The organism is Ensifer sp. ENS10, assembly GCF_014852025.1.
Taxonomy (GTDB): Bacteria; Pseudomonadota; Alphaproteobacteria; order Rhizobiales; family Rhizobiaceae; genus Ensifer.
Window position 1 is genome coordinate 122,893 of the sequence record NZ_JACVAS010000002.1, and the last position, 16,984, is coordinate 139,876.

General features: G+C 62.0%; 16 protein-coding genes. 6 read left to right on the forward strand and 10 right to left on the reverse strand.

The features are described 5' to 3' along the window. Positions 1-23: 23 nt before the first annotated feature. Positions 24-1,316 (forward strand): multidrug effflux MFS transporter, encoded by a 1,293-nt coding sequence (locus tag IB265_RS07570; protein ID WP_192494713.1) that lies wholly within the window; start codon positions 24-26, stop codon positions 1,314-1,316. A 77-nt stretch (positions 1,317-1,393) separates the two neighbouring features. On the opposite strand, the gene IB265_RS07575 is transcribed toward IB265_RS07570, so the two are convergent. The 5 genes from IB265_RS07575 to IB265_RS07595 form a co-directional block, all read right to left on the reverse strand. Further along, positions 1,394-2,218, reverse strand: a complete 825-nt coding sequence (locus IB265_RS07575) for an inositol monophosphatase family protein (protein ID WP_112996132.1) — start codon at positions 2,216-2,218, stop codon at positions 1,394-1,396. Beyond that, positions 2,215-3,099, reverse strand: a complete 885-nt coding sequence (gene ttcA / locus IB265_RS07580) for a tRNA 2-thiocytidine(32) synthetase TtcA (protein WP_192494714.1) — start codon at positions 3,097-3,099, stop codon at positions 2,215-2,217. The genes IB265_RS07575 and ttcA overlap by 4 nt, the downstream gene beginning before the upstream one ends. Positions 3,100-3,230: 131 nt before the next feature. Next, entirely contained in the window at positions 3,231-4,178 is a 948-nt protein-coding gene (locus IB265_RS07585; protein ID WP_112996130.1) for a glutaminase, read from the reverse strand. Positions 4,179-4,313: 135 nt separating this feature from the next. Next, complete coding sequence (rpsD, locus tag IB265_RS07590) at positions 4,314-4,931, reverse strand: 30S ribosomal protein S4 (protein WP_057248932.1); 618 nt, start codon at positions 4,929-4,931, stop codon at positions 4,314-4,316. Between the two features lie 227 nt (positions 4,932-5,158). Next, positions 5,159-5,686, reverse strand: coding sequence for a MarR family winged helix-turn-helix transcriptional regulator (locus tag IB265_RS07595; RefSeq protein WP_192494715.1), 528 nt, complete (start codon positions 5,684-5,686; stop codon positions 5,159-5,161). 118 nt (positions 5,687-5,804) lie between these two features. On the opposite strand from IB265_RS07595, the gene IB265_RS07600 reads away from it, so the two are divergent. After that, the gene (locus IB265_RS07600; RefSeq protein WP_192494716.1) at positions 5,805-6,140 is read left to right on the forward strand and encodes a cupin domain-containing protein; all 336 of its coding nucleotides are present in this window, start codon (positions 5,805-5,807) and stop codon (positions 6,138-6,140) included. 62 nt (positions 6,141-6,202) lie between these two features. Here the strand turns inward: IB265_RS07600 and IB265_RS07605 are convergent, their stop codons facing one another. Continuing rightward, positions 6,203-7,720 carry an ATP-binding protein gene (locus IB265_RS07605; RefSeq protein ID WP_058324118.1) on the reverse strand — a complete coding sequence of 506 codons (1,518 nt, stop codon included), beginning with the start codon at positions 7,718-7,720 and terminating at the stop codon, positions 6,203-6,205. 256 nt (positions 7,721-7,976) lie between these two features. Between IB265_RS07605 and IB265_RS07610 the strand changes: the two genes are divergently transcribed. Continuing rightward, a complete protein-coding gene (locus IB265_RS07610; RefSeq protein WP_192494717.1) occupies positions 7,977-8,162 on the forward strand; it encodes a hypothetical protein in 186 nt (61 codons plus the stop codon). On the opposite strand, the gene murI is transcribed toward IB265_RS07610, so the two are convergent. The 3 genes from murI to IB265_RS07625 all read right to left on the reverse strand — a co-directional run bounded on the left by murI (position 8,159) and on the right by IB265_RS07625 (position 11,878). Next, complete coding sequence (murI, locus tag IB265_RS07615; RefSeq protein WP_192494718.1) at positions 8,159-9,004, reverse strand: glutamate racemase; 846 nt, start codon at positions 9,002-9,004, stop codon at positions 8,159-8,161. The two genes, IB265_RS07610 and murI, sit on opposite strands and share 4 nt — an antisense overlap. Next, positions 8,991-9,836, reverse strand: coding sequence for an RNA methyltransferase (locus IB265_RS07620; protein WP_057248928.1), 846 nt, complete (start codon positions 9,834-9,836; stop codon positions 8,991-8,993). The genes murI and IB265_RS07620 overlap by 14 nt, the downstream gene beginning before the upstream one ends. Before the next feature lie 65 nt (positions 9,837-9,901). Then, entirely contained in the window at positions 9,902-11,878 is a 1,977-nt protein-coding gene (locus IB265_RS07625) for an FUSC family protein (protein ID WP_192494719.1), read from the reverse strand. Between the two features lie 276 nt (positions 11,879-12,154). On the opposite strand from IB265_RS07625, the gene IB265_RS07630 reads away from it, so the two are divergent. Continuing rightward, on the forward strand, positions 12,155-13,369 hold the full coding sequence (locus IB265_RS07630; protein WP_192494720.1) for an NADP-dependent isocitrate dehydrogenase: 1,215 nt from the start codon (positions 12,155-12,157) through the stop codon (positions 13,367-13,369). Positions 13,370-13,483: 114 nt separating this feature from the next. Continuing rightward, entirely contained in the window at positions 13,484-13,963 is a 480-nt protein-coding gene (locus tag IB265_RS07635) for an N-acetyltransferase (RefSeq protein ID WP_192494721.1), read from the forward strand. Between the two features lie 238 nt (positions 13,964-14,201). Here IB265_RS07635 and IB265_RS07640 read toward each other — a convergent pair whose 3' ends face one another. Continuing rightward, positions 14,202-15,053, reverse strand: coding sequence for a GyrI-like domain-containing protein (locus IB265_RS07640; RefSeq protein WP_058324114.1), 852 nt, complete (start codon positions 15,051-15,053; stop codon positions 14,202-14,204). Between the two features lie 190 nt (positions 15,054-15,243). Between IB265_RS07640 and IB265_RS07645 the strand changes: the two genes are divergently transcribed. Beyond that, complete coding sequence (locus tag IB265_RS07645) at positions 15,244-16,902, forward strand: SulP family inorganic anion transporter (RefSeq protein ID WP_192494722.1); 1,659 nt, start codon at positions 15,244-15,246, stop codon at positions 16,900-16,902. Positions 16,903-16,984 lie beyond the last annotated feature (82 nt).

The following is a 16,984-nucleotide window of genomic DNA, read 5'->3' on the forward strand; positions in this document are numbered from 1 at the left end:
TGAAGAATTTACGGGCTCATCCAATGACCACCATCACCAATCAATCCGAACATATCGACGGGGTTTCCGGGGCTCAGCGCCTCAACATGGGCATCGTCGAGTTCATCATCACCATCGCCGTCATGACGGCGAGTGTCGCCATCGCCATCGACAGCATGCTGCCAGCGCTGCCGGCGATCGGCCAGTCGCTGAATGTCGCCAACACCAATGATAGCCAGTTGGTGATCGGCGTCTTCTTCCTCGGCTTCGGCATTTCGCAGATCTTCTTCGGCAGCCTCTCCGATGCCTTCGGCCGTCGCCGCGTGCTGCTCGGCGGCCTCGCCTTCTTCACCGTGTCGATGTTCGCGGCCGCCCTCACCCAGAGCTTCGAGACGCTGCTCATCCTGCGTTTCATTCAGGGCATCGGCGCGGCCGCGATCCGTATCACCACCATGGCGATCGTGCGCGACTGCTTCGGTGGCCGCGAGATGGCGCGTGTGATGTCGTATGTCATGATCGTCTTCATGATCGTGCCGATCGTTGCGCCCTCGATCGGCCAGCTCGTGATCCTTTATGCCAACTGGCACTGGATCTTCATCCTGATCGGCGTCATCGGCGCGATCCTGTTCGTCTGGGCCTTTTCCCGCATGAAGGAGTCCCTGCCGCGCGAGGAGCGCATGCCGCTTTCTGTCGGGGCGGTTGCCTCGGGCTTCAAGACTGTTCTCACCAACCGCATCACCTGCGGCTACATGATCGGCATGACGCTGTTCACCGCGGTCATCTGCGCCTACATCGTCACGGTCCAGCAGATTTTCGGCGAGGTCTACGGCCTCGGTGACTGGCTGCCGATCGCCTTTGCCGGCACGGCCGGCGGCATCGCGGTCGCGAACTTCGCCAACGGCTTCTTCGTCCGCAGCTTCGGCATGCGCCGGATCTCGCACGTCTCGATGATCCTGTTCACGCTGCTTTCGGTCGTCGGCTTCGCGATGTCGCTCTCCGGCACGCCGGCCTTTGTCGTCAGCTACCTGATGTTCTCGGTGCTCCTGATGTTCTTTGCGGTGATCGCGACGAACTTCACCGCGATTAGCCTTGAGCCGATGGGGCACCTTGCCGGCACGGCGACGGCGATCACCGGCTTTGTCTCGACCACCGGTGGCGCCTTGATCGGCGGCACCGTCGGCCAGCTCTTCAACGGTACGCTGCAGCCGCTCTTTGGCGGCTTTGCCCTCTTCGGCATCCTGACGGTTCTGGCGACGCTCTGGGCCGAGAAGGGTAAGCTCTTCACCCATCCTGGCGACAAGGACGTCACCATGGATCACGGTGGCGGCCACATGTAACTGGCTACCGAATGACATGAAAAAGCCCGCCCGGAGCGATCCGGGCGGGCTTTTTGTTTCAGCACTGGCTGTTGAAATTAGACCGTGAAAACCTCGCGGCGAAGCGTCTCCCAGCTCTCCTTGTCGGTCGCCAGCAGCAGGCCGCCGTTGAGATGCGCAGGCAGATAGGGCGAACCGTCGAAGCGGGCCGCATAGGCACCGGCTTCCTGCGAAATCAGCGTTCCCGCCAAGTGATCCCAGGGCATCAGCTTCTGGTACATCAGGAAGTGCAGATGCCCGGCGGCGAAGATGCGGTATTCGTGGGCCGCGCAGCGGTAGCTGGTGGCCATACGCACCTTGGCCATATTGGCCATGACTTCACGCCGTGCTTCCTGCTGGTAAAAACCTGTCGAGGCGCCACCGACCATGGCTTCCAGCGGCACGCCCGCCGTCACCGACATACGCTCCTGCGAGCCGTCAGGACGGCACATCCAGGCGCCCGAGCCCTTCTCCGCGATCACCCAGTCATTGCCGAGCGGATCGTAGATGATGCCGGCGACCGTCTCGCCCTTTGCGACGACGCTTGCCATGACGCCGAAGAGCGGCAGGCCGGCGGCGAAATTGAAGGTGCCGTCGATCGGGTCGACGACGACGGCGAGATCGGCCTCGTTGAGCTTGTCGAGAAGGGTCGGATCGGCCGCGACCGATTCCTCGCCGACAAAAAGCGCACCCGGTGCCACCTCTTCGATACGTGACTTGATCAGCCGTTCGGCCGCCTCGTCGCCTTCGGTCACGAGATCGATCGCTTCCGACTTCATCCGAACATCGCCTGCATCAAGATTGCGGAACCGCGGCAGGATCTCTTTGACCGCCGCTTCCTGCAGGAGGTTGGCAAGGCCGGCGATGTCAACGGAATGGCTCATTCTTTGGGCTCCGGTGTAAGGGACAGGAAATCGAACAGCTTGGGATCGAGCAGATGCGACGGGTTCACGTGACCGAGCGCGCGCAGCATCGTGTCCTTGCGGCCGGGCATGCGCCGCTCGATATCGGCCAGCATCGCCTTCATCGCATTGCGCTCGAGACCATCCTGCGAGCCGCAGAGGTCGCAGGGGATGATCGGAAACTCCATCGCGGAGGCAAACTTGGAAAGATCGTCCTCGGCCGCATAGGCGAGCGGGCGAAGCAACATCAGGTCGCCTTCATCGTTCAGCAGCTTCGCCGGCATCGAGGCGAGTCGGCCACCATGGATGAAGTTCATGAAGAAGGTTTCGAGAATATCCTCGCGGTGGTGGCCGAGCACCAGTGCGTCGCACCCCTCTTCGCGCGCAATGCGATAGAGGTTGCCGCGGCGCAGCCGCGAACAGAGCGAACAGTAGGTCGCCCCCGTCGGTACCTTTTCCTTCACGATCGAATAGGTGTCGCGATACTCGATGCGGTGCTTGACGCCGATCGATTGAAGATATTCCGGCAGGATATGCTTCGGGAAGTTCGGTTGGCCCTGGTCGAGATTGCAGGCGATGAGCTCCACCGGCAGCAGCCCGCGCCATTGCAGGTCCATCAAGAGCGCCAGCAGGCTGTAGCTGTCCTTGCCGCCGGAAAGGCCGATCAGCCAGCGCTTCGCGCCCTTCAGCATGCCGAAGTCGTCGAGCGCCTGCCGCGTCTGGCGCAGCAGGCGCTTGCGCAGCTTGTTGAACGAGACGGAGGACGGCATGCGGCTGAACAGCGGATGCGTGCCGGCGTCGATCTCGCCCTCATCGAAAGTGGTTTCGGCCTGGTCTTGCGACACGTTAAGCGAAAGGTCCATGGCGGGGATCCTGTGCGGCAGGCACGGGCGCAACCCGCGCCCGGCAAATCTTGGCCTGCACTTGCCCGCTCCGGCCGTCAAGATCAAGGGAAATCGGCCGGATTGTGCTGGTTGCGATGACGCAGAAGGTCCTAGGACCCGAAGACCGACCAGCCGGTGCGCGCTGCCAGCATCTCAAGCGCCAGCGAGCCGAGCAACGAGTTGCCGTTTTCGTTGAGACCAGGAGACCAGACGGCAACGGACGCCTTGCCCGGCGCCACCGCCAGAATGCCGCCACCCACGCCGCTCTTGCCCGGCAGGCCGACGCGGTAGGCGAAATCGCCCGAGCCGTCATAGTGGCCGCAGGTCAGCATCAGCGCGTTGATGCGTCGCGCCCGCTGGCGCGAGACGACGTTATGGCCCGTCAGCGGATTGCTGCCGCCAGCGGCCAGAAACAGCCCGGCCTTGGCCAGCTGGCTGCAGGTCATCGCCAATGCGCAATGGTGGAAATAGACGCCGAGTACATGCTCCACCGGATGGTCGAGCTTGCCGAAGGAGCGCATGAAATTGGCAAGGGCGAAGTTCCTGTAGCCGGTGGCCGTCTCCGAACGCGCAACTTCGTGGTCGATGACGATCTCGTCGTCGTCGGCAAGGTAACGGATGAACTGCACGATTTCGCCGATCAGTTCCCGCGGCGTATGGCCGGCGAGGATCAGGTCGCTGATGGTGATGGCGCCGGCATTGATAAAGGGATTGCGCGGCTTTCCGCCTTCCTGCTCCAACTGGACGATGGAGTTGAAGGCCGAGCCGGATGGCTCGCGGCCGACACGGTGCCAGATGTTTTCGCCGTGTTTGCCGAGTGCCAGCGTCAGTGTGAATACCTTGGAGACGCTCTGGATCGAAAACGGCACTTCGGCATCGCCGACCCGGTAGATCTTGCCGTCGGTGGTCACGATCGCCATGCCGAAATGTTTGGGATCGACGCGCGCGAGTTGCGGAATGTAGTCGGCGACCTTGCCCTGGCCGAACCTTGGGCTCAGCTCCCGGTGGATATCGTCGATAATCGCCTGCAGGTCCTGCGCAGCGTTCTGCTCGGGCATCGGCTTCCCTCTCACTCATCGCCTGTCGAAGGGATGAAATCGCGCCATGGACGGCAGCGCAAGGTAATCGCTACCGAAAAAAAAACCGCCCGTTTCCGGGCGGTTTTCGATACGTCACAAGGCGTGAGCCCCGGATTAACGCGAATAGAATTCGACGACCAGGTGCGGTTCCATGACGACCGGGTACGGAACGTCAGAGAGGCCCGGAACGCGGACGAAGGTCGCAACCATCTTGTTGTGGTCGGCTTCGATGTAGTCCGGAACGTCACGCTCAGCGAGCGAAACCGATTCCAGAACGGTTACGAGCTGCTTGGACTTTTCCTTGACTTCGATAACGTCGCCCGGCTTGCAACGGTAGGAACCGATGTTGACGCGGACGCCGTTGACCTTGACGTGGCCGTGGTTGACGAACTGACGGGCAGCGAAGACCGTCGGAACGAACTTGGCGCGGTAGACGATCGCGTCGAGACGCGACTCGAGCAGGCCGATCAGGTTTTCCGGGGTGTCGCCCTTGCGGCGGGAAGCTTCAGCGAAGATCGCGCGGAACTGCTTCTCGCGGATGTCGCCGTAGTAGCCCTTGAGCTTCTGCTTGGCGCGCAGCTGTACACCGAAGTCCGAGAGCTTGGACTTGCGGCGCTGGCCGTGCTGGCCCGGGCCGTATTCGCGGCGGTTTACCGGGGACTTCGGACGGCCCCAGATGTTTTCGCCCATACGGCGGTCAATTTTGTACTTGGACGATTCGCGCTTGCTCATCGCATTTCCTTTCAAACAGTTACACCGGTCTGTTTCCAAACCGGATCAAGGAAACACGCCCTCCTCTGAACCCATTTTCGGGATTCTGACAGGTTTCTCACGATCACGCTGACGGAGAAGCCACGGGACATGTCAAATGAAACACCGGACATTTCTGCCCGGCGTTGGGGCGGCTTTAGTGCGTCCGGCCCCTATTGTCAACGAAATTGTGACAAACCGGCATCCGTTCAAGCCGGATCAACGGCTTCGGCCCGCTCCAGCGAGACGAGCAGTTTCCTGAGGAGCGCCGCCAATGCGGCGCGATCCTCCTTGCTCAGCCCTGCGAGGTACTGCGCCTCGTTGGTCATATCCGCACGAATCGCCGTTTCCGCAAGCGCTATTCCTTTCTCGGTCAGTCCGACGACGCTGCTTCGGCCATCGGATGCCGAGCGTTCGCGCACGATCAGCCCTGCCTTTTGCAGCCGGTCGAGGCGATGCGTGAGCCCGCCCGACGAGATCATCAGCAATGTATAGAGGTCGGTCGGCGTCAGGCGATAAGGCGGGCCTGAACGCCTAAGCGTCGAGATCACGTCGAACTCGCCGCGGTCGAGGCCGAATGAAGAGAATGTCTCCTCGATCGACGGGCGCACAAGGTTGGAAAGGCGGTAGGCGCGCCCAAGGATGGTCATCGGCTCGGTATTGAGGTCGGGCAGTTCGGCCGCCCACTGCGCCTGCAGCCGGTCGACGTGATCCCTCGCCTCGTTCTCATTCTGCATTGCTCACCTCGGTAATTCATCAAAATATCTTGACGAGAAGATAGTTTCGAATAATATCTTCTCGTGAAGATAATTCATCCACTGCAGGAAGCCAAGCCGACCGGAGATGGAGGCCAGCATGTTTCATGTCATTCCGCGTGCAGAGCAGAAGCAGAGCCCCAACCGAACCATCCTGTTTGAAGGCGGGCAATACGGCACGCCCATCTCGCTGTTCCTGATGGATGCAGCGCCCGGCCCGGGGCCTGCCCTTCACGTCCATCCCTATCCGGAGACCTGGATCGTGCATTCCGGCGAAGCGGAGTTCACTGTCGGTGAGCAAAAGATCATGGGCAAGGCCGGCGACATCATCGTCGTCGATCCCGAGACGCCGCACCGTTTCGTCAACACTGGCACCAGCCGGCTGCAGATGACTTGCATCCACGCGTCGGATCGGGTGGTTCAGACCTGGCTCTAGCGTTCGTGCGCTTTTGGCTGTGACAGTAGCCCAAAGGCGCGGGAATCGGGAATGGAGGCGGCTTACTCGGCCGCCGTGGCCGTCGTGTTGCCCATATCCGGTCCGTTCGCATCCCCCGGCGCGGTTTCGCTGCCAAGGTCCGGAAAGGCGACGATGCGCTTGCCGGAGAAGTCCGCATGGATGACGATCAGCCCATGCTCCTCGAAATATCCAAGCAGTCGGCGCGCACGGCGCGCGGAATGCGTGCCGTAGGCGCGCGCAATCATCGCGTCTGAAGGACACGGCAGGCGGCGGACAGCGGCCTGCGCCATCATCAGGAACACGGCTTGCAGATCCTCGGTCACACGATCGGCAAGCAGCAAGGCCTGCGCCCAGGTCTCGGTCGCCGCCGTCTCGGCGTCGACACCGGAACGGGCAACCGCCATCTTGCGGCGGAAGGCACTGAGGGAAAGTGCTGCACCTGACGGCAGGCGGCGAATGCGGCAACGCACCAGGAAGTCCTGGAACAGTTCTGCATCGGGACGGAAGGCCGCCTCCGGATTGGTGAGGATTTCCGCGAAGACGCTGTCGAGCAGGCTTTCTTTCTCGTCAGCGGTCATCTCCGGCTGAACCGGCCTCGCCTCGATTGGCGCTGCTGCTTCCGGCCGCGGGCGTGATAGTTCGGCGAGGATGTCCGTTGTCGGGCGCGGCGGCGCGACCGCGCGGCGCATGATCGGCCGGGTCAACTCGTCCGGGTCCGGCGTGAAGATCAAATCCTCGACGTCCTGCGGCGCCTCCGGCAGCGGCATGAGCTTCGGGCTCGTCGAACGGGCCGATGTCTCGACCGTGCCGATCGTCACCTTCAGCGGCCTGCGCGACAGCGCCGGGCCGAGTGCGACGAAGGAGCCGCGCTTGAGGTCACGGAACATTTCCGCCGTGCGCCGGTCCATGCCGAGCAGATCGGCCGCACGCAGCATGTCGATGTCGAGGAAGGTACGACCCATCAGGAAGTTGGAGGCTTCGGCCGCCACGTTCTTGGCAAGTTTCGCCAGACGCTGCGTGGCAATCACGCCGGCAAGTCCGCGCTTGCGGCCGCGGCACATCAGGTTGGTCATGGCGCCGAGCGAAATCTTGCGCACCTCTTCGGTGACGTCGCCGGCAACGGACGGCGCAAACATCTGTGCTTCGTCGACCACGACGAGCACCGGATACCAGAACTCGCGGTCGGCATCGAACATCGCGTTGAGGAACACGCCGGCATTGCGCATCTGCTGCTCGATATCGAGCCCTTCGAGCGAGAGCACGCAGGAGACGCGGTGCTGGCGAATGCGGTTGGCGATGCCGATCAGCTCCGCATCGGTCCGCTCGCCCTCGACGACGACATGGCCGAACTTGTCGGCGAGCGTGACGAAGTCGCCTTCGGGATCGATGATGCATTGCTGCACCCAGGGGGCGGATTGCTCCAGCAGCCGGCGCAACAGGTGCGACTTGCCCGAGCCGGAATTGCCCTGCACCAGCAGACGGGTGGCCAGAAGCTCCTCGATATCGAGCGAGGCCGATGTCCCTTCGGACGTCGCTCCCATGTCGATGCCGACCTTCATTTCCACCTCTTGCTGAATTGATTCGCGCTCGGGCGCAGACCGCCGAGCCGGCGACACCTAGCACGCTTTTGCCGGAATGCGTGCCTCCGACGCAGAAAACCCACAGGGAATACATGCCGGAAAGTCACCCGGAAAGCACCGGATGCACAATCCGCTCGCTGCAAGATAAAGTTGAAACTGGCTAAGGATCGTACTTTTGCGAGCAAAGACGAATGCCCATATCGGTTATGGTCGAAGCGTTTTGCCAGGGGCAGTGATGGAACACTACGAAACAGAACAACAAATGGAGATGAACAATCTCGATCAGCGCATGCGCGACGCTTACAAGGATGGGCAACGCATCACGTCAAGAGATGAAGCCGCACGCATCAGCCGTACGCACTTCCGGACCGCCTGCGTGCTGGCTGCCTTGATCGGAATTTCGCTGGCGATCTTCTTCTAGCCGATCGTCTCAGTCCGTCCCACCCGGTGCTCGACGGTCGCGTCGGGCGTTACCGTCAGGCCGAATCCCTGCATCAGCCGCCGGGTCGCAAAATCCGGCTTACCGGAGGTAAAAATTGCCGGATCCTGGCCATTCAGCGGCTCGAAGCCGTTCGGCAGCGGCACGAGCGAACGCGCCCGCCGGGCAATCGCTTCGGCCGGATCCAGCCAGTCGACCGGCCATGGCGCGAGCTTTCGGAAGACATTGGCCATGAAGGGATAGTGCGTGCAGGCCAGCACGACGATATCGGTCTTCCTGCCGTCCATCTCGACGAAACACGGGGCGATTTCGGCGAGGACCGTCTCATCATCCAGCTTCTCGCCACGAATATAGGCCTCCGCCATCCTGGCGAGGTTCTCCGAGCCGACGAGGCGCACGTGACACTGGCTGGCGAAAGACTGGATGAGATCACGCGTATAGGCGCGCTTGACGGTGCCCGGCGTCGCCAGAACAGACACAAGACCGGAGCGCGTGCGCTCGGCCGCCGGCTTGATGGCCGGGACCGTGCCTACGAAGGTCATCTGAGGATAGGCCGCGCGCAGATCCGCGCCGACAAGCGTGAACGCGGTGTTGCAGGCGATCACGCAGATTTCCGGATCATGCTCGGAAAGCAGCCGGCCGAAGAGTTCGATCACCCGCGCCTTCAGCGCCGCCTCTTCCCAGCCGCCGTAGGGAAAGCCGGCATCGTCGGCCACATAGATGAAATGCCGCTCGGGCATCAGCACCCTCGCCTCGCGCAGCACGGTCAAGCCGCCGATGCCGCTGTCGAAGACGAGAATGGGTTTCAGTTCACTCGCTGTCACCTTTGTCTCGCGCTTTCCTGTTGTGCTCGCCCCTGCTGTGATCACCCGGAGCGCCGGAGCCCCGCGGGTTTTCCCGCGTGAACCGGTCGAGCGAAGAAATGACGCCGCGCAGCACCTGGATTTCGGATTCGGTAAAGGATGGTCTGGTCAGAACAGCGCGCAGGTTTTCGACCAATTTCGGCTTTTTGTCGGCGGAGCGGAAATAGTTGCGCGCGTCGAGCGCTTCCTCGACATGCTCGAAGAGCCCCTGCAGATGTTCCTTGGTTGCCGGCCGCTGCTCGATCGCCTGGAAGGAGGTCTGGTCCTCCGATTCCATGCCGGTCTTCAGCCACTCATAGGACATGAGCAGCACCGCCTGAGCGAGATTGAGCGACGCGAAGGCCGGGTTGACCGGAAAGGTCACGATTTCGTCGGCAAGCGCCACTTCCTCGTTGGTAAGCCCGGTGCGCTCGCGCCCGAACAGGATCCCGGTCTTCTCGCCGCCCTGGAAGCGCTGGCGCAGCGTGCGCGCTGCGACAATCGGAGAGCGGACCGGCTTGTAGCCGTCGCGGTCGCGAGCGGTCGTCGCATAGACGAAGTTGAGGTCGGCAATAGCCTCTTCGACCGAACCATAGAGCTTGGCGCTGTCGATGACGTGGTCGGCGCGGCTCGCAGCCGAGCGCGCCTTTTCGCTCGGCCAGCCGTCGCGCGGATTGACGAGCCGAAGCTCTGCCAGACCGAAATTCGCCATCGCTCGCGCAACCATGCCGATGTTTTCGCCGAGCTGCGGATAGGCGAGAATGATCGCCGGTCCTTCCACCAGAAGTTCGCGCTCGCTGTTCGTACCTGCCATTTTCCCGTGCCTTCGCCTGTCGTTCGGCGCTTCCCTTGCACAAATACCGCGGAAATTAAAGTCCACTACAAATGAAGCCGGTTGAGAGAGACGCCGATCATCTCGAGACCAAGCTCCGCATCGTCCTTCGAGATCGGCAGGTGCCGATCGACCGGCGCACCGATCCGGCCGACCTCGTAGAAATAGGCGGACGCCTTGTCGCGCACCGACCGAACGAGTTCGAGATTGGCGTCGATGTCCTCTTTGAAATCGGTGCCCTCCAGCTCCGCATCCGTGCCGACGCGTCGCGCGAAGACCCGTGCCCAGTAGGTGCAGGCCATGAAGATTGCCAGCGCCTGGCGCACATGGCCGGGGCGCGTCACCAGCTGCCACGGAAGCCCGAGCGGTTTTGCCGCCGCCGCGAGCTCGCGATAGGCCCGGTCGAGCGCCTGAGAGCGGGCAACGAGAACCATGCCGGAAGTGCCGTCCCGCGCAGCCTGCAACAGGCCGATCAGTTCGTCGCACCAGGTCGCGACAGCTGCATCGAGCGTGGTGCGGGTGCGCGTCGGAAAAACGACGAAGGCGACGGCCGCACCGGCGATCGAGCCGATCATGGTTTCCTCGAGACGAAGCTGCAGGAGATGCGGCGTCAGCACGCCCATGAGGCTGTAGACCAGCGACAGCACGACGGAAATGAAGAAGGTCATCGTCGCGTAGGAAACGGCGAGGAAATAAAAGGCAAGAAAGACGCAGAGGGCGCAGAGCGGCAGAACGAGATAGATATTGCCGCCAACCAGCGTGCCGACGACGATGCCGACCACGATGCCAAAGAGGGTGCCTGCCGAGCGCTGCAGCGCCTTGACGGCCGTGTCGCCACGCGAACGTGTGTTTGTGAAGACCAGAAACGCCGCGAGCGCCGCCCAGAACCAGCGCTCGCGTGACAGCATCAGCCCGAAGACCATGGCGATGCCGGAAGCAAGCGTGATCTGGATCGCTGCCTTCAGCGCCGGGTCAGTAAGCGATGGCTTCCAGCGGCTTGGTCCGCCACTCATGTGTGCCTGCGGCTCTTCGAGGTCGGCCGGCGTCAGCTTTGCAAGGCTGCGGGCAAGCCTCTGCCTGACATTGCGAAGCCAGAGCAGCGCCTTCACCGTTTCCGCGCGGCGTGGTGCGGCATCGCCGAGCCGCGCGATCTCCTCGTCGATCCGCTCGCCGTCACGCGCCAGCATCGCCTCGACCAGTGCTGGCGGCGGCATCGACTGGAAACTCACCACGATCACGCTTTCGGCCGCGAGATGCAGGTCGAAAAGATTGACGACGACATCGGCCGAGGCGAGGCCCGGCTCCGGTTCCGGCCGCCGGTTCTCGGTCGGAATGAAGCTTTCGGCCATCAGCACCGCTTCCTTCAGCCGCTCCTCCGCCGTGTGCAGCCGACGCCGATCGACCTCGGAGAGAACCGGCTTGCGGGCGATCTCCGCCAGTTGCAGCAGCATCTGGTCGACGCGGCGCTGCACGCTGGCCGTCGCGCGCAACAGGTCCTGGTAGCGATCATCCGGCAGCAGCCGTGTGCGAACAAGATGCGCGACCGTGGCTGACACCGCCGTGCCGAAGAACAGCGCCGGCAGCTGGTCGAGCGTCGGTCGCAGATAGGCGCCGGTGAAATAGGACATGAAGGCGAACATGCCGACGGCAAAGCCGCGGGGCCCGAAGGACCGGCCATAGACGGCGAGAAATATGATCAGCAGGAAAACGACATCAGATGCGTAGCGATGAGTCTCGAGAACCGATGCAAGCCCGACCATGGAAACGCCGACGGCGACGGCGATGATGCGGGTCAGGCGCTGGCCTGCCACCGTCGTGTCGCGAACAGCGAGACCGCCTTCGATCGACAGCGATGCGGCGAGGCCGAAGGCGGCCGGCGGCAGCGGCGCCACGAGATAGTGAAACGCCATCAGGAGCAGAATGGAAACGACGATCGTCGCGGTGATGCGGGAGGCCTGCCGCAGGCGGGAGAAGGCCGGATCGTTGGCAAGAAGCCAATCGCGCATACGGGAACGAAATGCCATCGGATGCCTTTGTCTGTCGGCGTTCGCCTTCAGACGAGCGCCGCTTTCGCCAGTTGTTCCTGCATAGCGGCAGGCGCGATCTTTGCAAGGCCGGCGCGCTGAAGGCCCAGCCGGAAAGACATGCCGAAGCCTTGTTTACGGCCAGTCGCAACCTCCGTCCAAAGTTTCAACCAAGCACGCTTTGCCTTGCCGGTTCTGAGTGCTATAGGGCACAGGATTTTTCAGAGAGGAAGGGACATCGCTCCCGCTGTCCCGCATAAGCTACGAGGCATATTCATGGCAAAGATCAAGGTCGCCAATCCGGTCGTCGAGCTCGACGGCGACGAGATGACCCGCATCATCTGGCAGTTCATCAAGGACAAGCTGATCCATCCCTACCTCGACATCGATCTGGAATATTACGACCTCGGCGTCGAAAACCGCGATGCCACCGAAGACCAGGTAACGGTCGATGCCGCGAACGCGATCAAGAAGCACGGCGTCGGCGTCAAGTGCGCCACGATCACGCCGGATGAAGCCCGCGTCGAGGAATTCAAGCTGAAGAAGATGTGGAAGTCGCCGAACGGCACGATCCGCAACATCCTCGGCGGCGTCATCTTCCGCGAGCCGATCATCTGCAAGAACGTTCCGCGCTTGGTTCCGGGCTGGACCAAGCCGATCATCGTCGGCCGTCATGCCTTCGGCGACCAGTACCGCGCCACCGACTTCAGGTTCCCGGGCAAGGGCAAGCTGACGATGAAGTTCGTCGGCGAAGACGGCAAGGAAATCGAATACGACGTCTTCGACGCACCGTCGGCCGGTGTTGCCATGGGCATGTACAACCTCGACGATTCGATCACCGAATTCGCGCGTGCTTCGTTCAACTACGGCATCCAGCGCAAGGTTCCGGTCTACCTCTCGACCAAGAACACCATCCTCAAGGTCTATGACGGCCGCTTCAAGGACATCTTCCAGAAGGTCTTCGAGGAAGAATTCGCCGAGAAGTTCAAGGAACTGAAGATCTGGTACGAACACCGCCTGATCGACGACATGGTCGCCTCCGCTCTGAAGTGGTCCGGCGGTTACGTCTGGGCGTGCAAGAACTACGACGGCGACGTGCAGTCGGACATCGTGGCCCAGGGCTTCGGCTCGCTCGGCCTGATGACCTCGGTTCTGATGACGCCGGATGGCAAGACGGTCGAAGCCGAAGCTGCCCACGGCACGGTTACCCGCCACTACCGCCAGCACCAGAAGGGCGAGGAAACCTCGACCAACTCGATCGCCTCGATCTTCGCCTGGACCCGTGGCCTTGCGCACCGCGCCAAGCTCGACGGCAATGCCGAACTCGCGAAGTTCGCCGACACGCTTGAGAAGGTTTGCGTCGACACCGTCGAATCCGGCTTCATGACCAAGGACCTGGCGCTGCTCATCGGTCCCGATCAGCCGTGGCTCTCGACCACCGGCTTCCTCGACAAGATCGACGAGAACCTGCAGAAGGCCATGGCTGCCTGATAGGGCGCCAGACACTTCGAAAAACACGGAACCCGGCCATGCGCCGGGTTTCTTTTTTACCAGCACCGTCGCTCAGCTGATCTCCGCGGCGGCAAGCCCTTACGGGAACGACCGATGATCTCATTCAGACCGATGCTTGATAGCGAATACCCGGCCTATCTCGACTATTTCATTCCGGACTACGCCATTGAAATTTCGGCCAACTACCGCTTTTCCGACGCTGACGCGCTGGTGCAGGCAAGACGTGAAATCGCACAAGATCTGCCGCAGGGCGTGAAGACGCCGGGCAACGTGCTGCTCTGTGTGATCAATGAGACCGATTCCAGCCTCATAGGCTACCTCTGGTATAGACCAGACCTCGCCGGCCATTCGGTCTTCATCAGCGATTTCCACATCCTTGCCAGCCAGCAGGGGCAAGGTTTCGCCAAGCAGGCCCTCAATGCGCTCGAAACCGAGCTTTCAGCGAAAGGCTTTAAGCAGATAAAGCTGCGTGTCGCGGAGAACAATCGACGTGCCAAACACGTCTACGATGTCGCAGGTTTTCGCGTTACCGGCATCAATATGAGCAAGTTGATCAAGCCTTGCGGGCCGTGAGGGGCGAAAGCCGACGGCTCGATAGCATGCGATTGCTGGCCACGGATGTAACCGGCACTGCAAAATGGCGGACGAGGAGAGGTCGGCTCAGCCGGCCCTTCTTGTTTGTGTGGCCGGATGTCTGCGCTTGGATCGGCAGGTGCCATCAGGAAAAGGCAGACAAGGCTTGAAACCTTGTCGGCCGTTCAGAGGTGTTCCACTTCGCCGATCGCAACCGACCACCGACGTCTTGCAAGCCTCACTTCAGCGGCAGGTAGATCTCGCTCAAAAGCTCCGTCGGCGCCACTTCGCGGGGATTGTTGAGATACTTCTCGAACATCAGGCTGTCGCGGATTTCACGATCTGACTGTGGCAGCCAGGTGCCGTAGAGCCATTGGTAAGCGTTCGGCATATCCGCATAGGGACCCTTGTGGCGCAGCACGGCGTAGCGGCCGCCGTCGAGGTGCTGCGGTGTCAGCGGCGTCTCCACCGGCATCTGTTCGCGAACGCTGACGCAGGCGAAGGAGCGCAGCTTGTCGGTCGGAACCAGTTCGGGGTCGTCGAGGTAGATGCCGATCATCTCCATGTCCGGCCGGAACAGCTGGCGCGAGAACAAGGTTCCGTAGAGCGTCTCGAACGCCCGCCCGATCTCCATGTAGGAGCCGCTATGGGCGACGCCGACGAGGTCGAAGGCCTCGACCTCCTTGAGGGTGACTTCATACATATCAGGGATTCCTTCCGTTGATGCGGTTTCAAAGGCGACATGGCTGCCCTCCTTCCGGTAGCGCGCCGGCGGCAGCCCGTAAGCTCCCTTGAAGGTGCGGTTGAAGGATTGGAGATTGGGGTAGCCAGAGCGCTGCGCGATCGCTTCGACAGGAAGATCGGACTGGGCGAGATCGGCCGAGGCCCGCTGCAGTCGCAGCCGCTTCACGGTTGCGGCCAGCGTCTCGCCATGGACCGCACGATAGATGCGGTGCCAGTGGTGCGGCGATAGACAGGCGATCTCGGAGAGACGATCGAGGTCGAGATCGCCGTCGAGATGGCCATAAATGTAGTCGCTGACCCTGTGCAGGCGCCGTTCATAGGTCGCCCACGCTACCCGATCGTCCATGTCTACCCTTTCGCGCTTTGCTCACGGATCGGTAGACCATAGATCAATTTGACAAATCCTGCGGACTTCTCCGGCGTACCGCCACAATTTTGCAAGCGCCGCGACTCAAGCTAGCTCTATTATCATTGCCGTCTTGCAGGCTCCGCCCGGGATCCACCGGACGGAACTCTTCTGGCCGAAGGCCCAGCCGATGACCGATACTCTTGTTCCGAAGATCGTAAGCGTTTTCACTGAAGGATATGACGGCGCCCGCCTGCGCGCCGACGCGATCGCCGGCCTCACTGTCGCAATCGTTGCCTTGCCCCTGTCGATGGCGATCGCCATCGCATCGGGCGTCACGCCTGATCGCGGCCTCTATACCGCCATTGTCGGCGGCTTTCTTGTCTCCTTCCTCGGCGGCAGCCGCTCCCAGATCGGCGGTCCGGCTGGCGCCTTCATCGTGCTGGTCGCTGCCACGGTCAATCGCCACGGCGTCGACGGTCTCCTGCTGGCGACGATGATGGCCGGGGTGATGCTGATTGCTGCCGGCTATTTGCGGCTCGGCAAATACATCAAGTTCATTCCCTATCCCGTCACCGTTGGCTTTACCGCCGGCATCGCGGTGATCATCTTCGCAAGCCAACTGCGCGATCTTCTCGGGATCACGCTTGAGGGCAATGAGCCCGGCCCCTTCCTCGACAAGATCACCGCCCTCGCTGCCGCGATCGACACGATCAACCCGGCGACCGTGGCAACCGCGGCACTGACGATTGCTGTTATCTTCGTCCTGCGCAAGCTGAGGCCGCATTGGCCGGGCATGCTGATCGCGATCGCCGTCGCGTCTGTCGCCGTCGCCCTGTTACACCTGCCGACCGAAACGATCGGCACCCGCTTTGGCGGCATCCCCGGCGGCCTGCCGAGGCCGGCGCTGCCGCCGTTATCCTTCGACCGGGTCGCTGCGGTCTTCCCGGATGCAGTTTCGTTCGCGCTGCTCGGAGCCATCGAATCCCTGCTTTCCGCCGTCGTCGCTGACGGCATGACCGGCCGGCGTCATCGCTCCAGCGTCGAACTGATCGGCCAGGGCATTGCCAACATCGGCTCGGCACTCTTCGGCGGCATCTGCGTCACCGGCACCATCGCACGCACGGCGACGAATGTGCGGGCCGGCGGCACCAGTCCGGTGTCGGGCATGCTGCACGCGGCTTTCCTTCTCGCTTTCATGCTGGTGGCTGCTCCGCTTGCAAGCTATATCCCGCTTGCAGCCCTTGCCGGCATGCTTGCGGTCGTCGCCTGGAACATGGTCGAGAAGCCGGCCTTCATGGCGTTGTTGCGATCATCAGGCGGCGATGCCGTGGTGCTGCTCGCCACCTTTGCCATCGTCGTCTTTCGCGATCTGACCGAAGGTATCGTCGTCGGCTTCGCGCTTGGAGCCGTTCTCTTCATCGACCGTATGGCCAAGAGCATCGCCATCGGCAAAGCGAAGCGCCCAGGATCCAGCGCGGAAGAAAATGGCGCCGAGGAACACCCCGTTGCCGCCGACGACCCGGATACGGTGATCTATCACATTTCCGGCGTCTTCTTCTTCGGCTCAGCGGCAACTGTTGGCTCGGTGCTGGACCGGATTGCCGACCAGCGCCGCAACTTCATTCTTGATTGCAGCGACGTGCCTTTCATGGATTCAACCGCGGCTAATGTGATCGAAGGCACCGTCCGAAAGGCAGAACGGACCGGCGTGCGCTTCATCGTTACCGGCGCCTCGCACCAAGTTCGGCGCATGCTGGCGAGCCACGACGTGCACGAGCCACGTGTCGCAACGTTTGCGTCCATCGAACTTGCGCTCGACAACATCCGCGGTGCGACGAAAGAATAGCGAATTCAGAGCGATGCCGACGTTTTCTAACAATTTGAGGACATCGAACAAAAAAGGGCGCCGAAGTGGCGCCCTTCTAGTT

Excerpts from the sequence above, each read along its gene's own strand:
- IB265_RS07570 (WP_192494713.1), top strand. The coding sequence starts at position 24 with ATGACCACCATCACCAATCAATCCGAACATATCGACGGGGTTTCCGGG.
- IB265_RS07575 (WP_112996132.1), bottom strand. The coding sequence starts at position 2,218 with ATGAGCCATTCCGTTGACATCGCCGGCCTTGCCAACCTCCTGCAGGAA.
- ttcA (WP_192494714.1), bottom strand. The coding sequence starts at position 3,099 with ATGGACCTTTCGCTTAACGTGTCGCAAGACCAGGCCGAAACCACTTTC.
- IB265_RS07585 (WP_112996130.1), bottom strand. The coding sequence starts at position 4,178 with ATGCCCGAGCAGAACGCTGCGCAGGACCTGCAGGCGATTATCGACGAT.
- rpsD (WP_057248932.1), bottom strand. The coding sequence starts at position 4,931 with ATGAGCAAGCGCGAATCGTCCAAGTACAAAATTGACCGCCGTATGGGC.
- IB265_RS07595 (WP_192494715.1), bottom strand. The coding sequence starts at position 5,686 with ATGCAGAATGAGAACGAGGCGAGGGATCACGTCGACCGGCTGCAGGCG.
- IB265_RS07600 (WP_192494716.1), top strand. The coding sequence starts at position 5,805 with ATGTTTCATGTCATTCCGCGTGCAGAGCAGAAGCAGAGCCCCAACCGA.
- IB265_RS07605 (WP_058324118.1), bottom strand. The coding sequence starts at position 7,720 with ATGAAGGTCGGCATCGACATGGGAGCGACGTCCGAAGGGACATCGGCC.
- IB265_RS07610 (WP_192494717.1), top strand. The coding sequence starts at position 7,977 with ATGGAACACTACGAAACAGAACAACAAATGGAGATGAACAATCTCGAT.
- IB265_RS07620 (WP_057248928.1), bottom strand. The coding sequence starts at position 9,836 with ATGGCAGGTACGAACAGCGAGCGCGAACTTCTGGTGGAAGGACCGGCG.
- IB265_RS07625 (WP_192494719.1), bottom strand. The coding sequence starts at position 11,878 with ATGGCATTTCGTTCCCGTATGCGCGATTGGCTTCTTGCCAACGATCCG.
- IB265_RS07630 (WP_192494720.1), top strand. The coding sequence starts at position 12,155 with ATGGCAAAGATCAAGGTCGCCAATCCGGTCGTCGAGCTCGACGGCGAC.
- IB265_RS07635 (WP_192494721.1), top strand. The coding sequence starts at position 13,484 with ATGATCTCATTCAGACCGATGCTTGATAGCGAATACCCGGCCTATCTC.
- IB265_RS07640 (WP_058324114.1), bottom strand. The coding sequence starts at position 15,053 with ATGGACGATCGGGTAGCGTGGGCGACCTATGAACGGCGCCTGCACAGG.
- IB265_RS07645 (WP_192494722.1), top strand. The coding sequence starts at position 15,244 with ATGACCGATACTCTTGTTCCGAAGATCGTAAGCGTTTTCACTGAAGGA.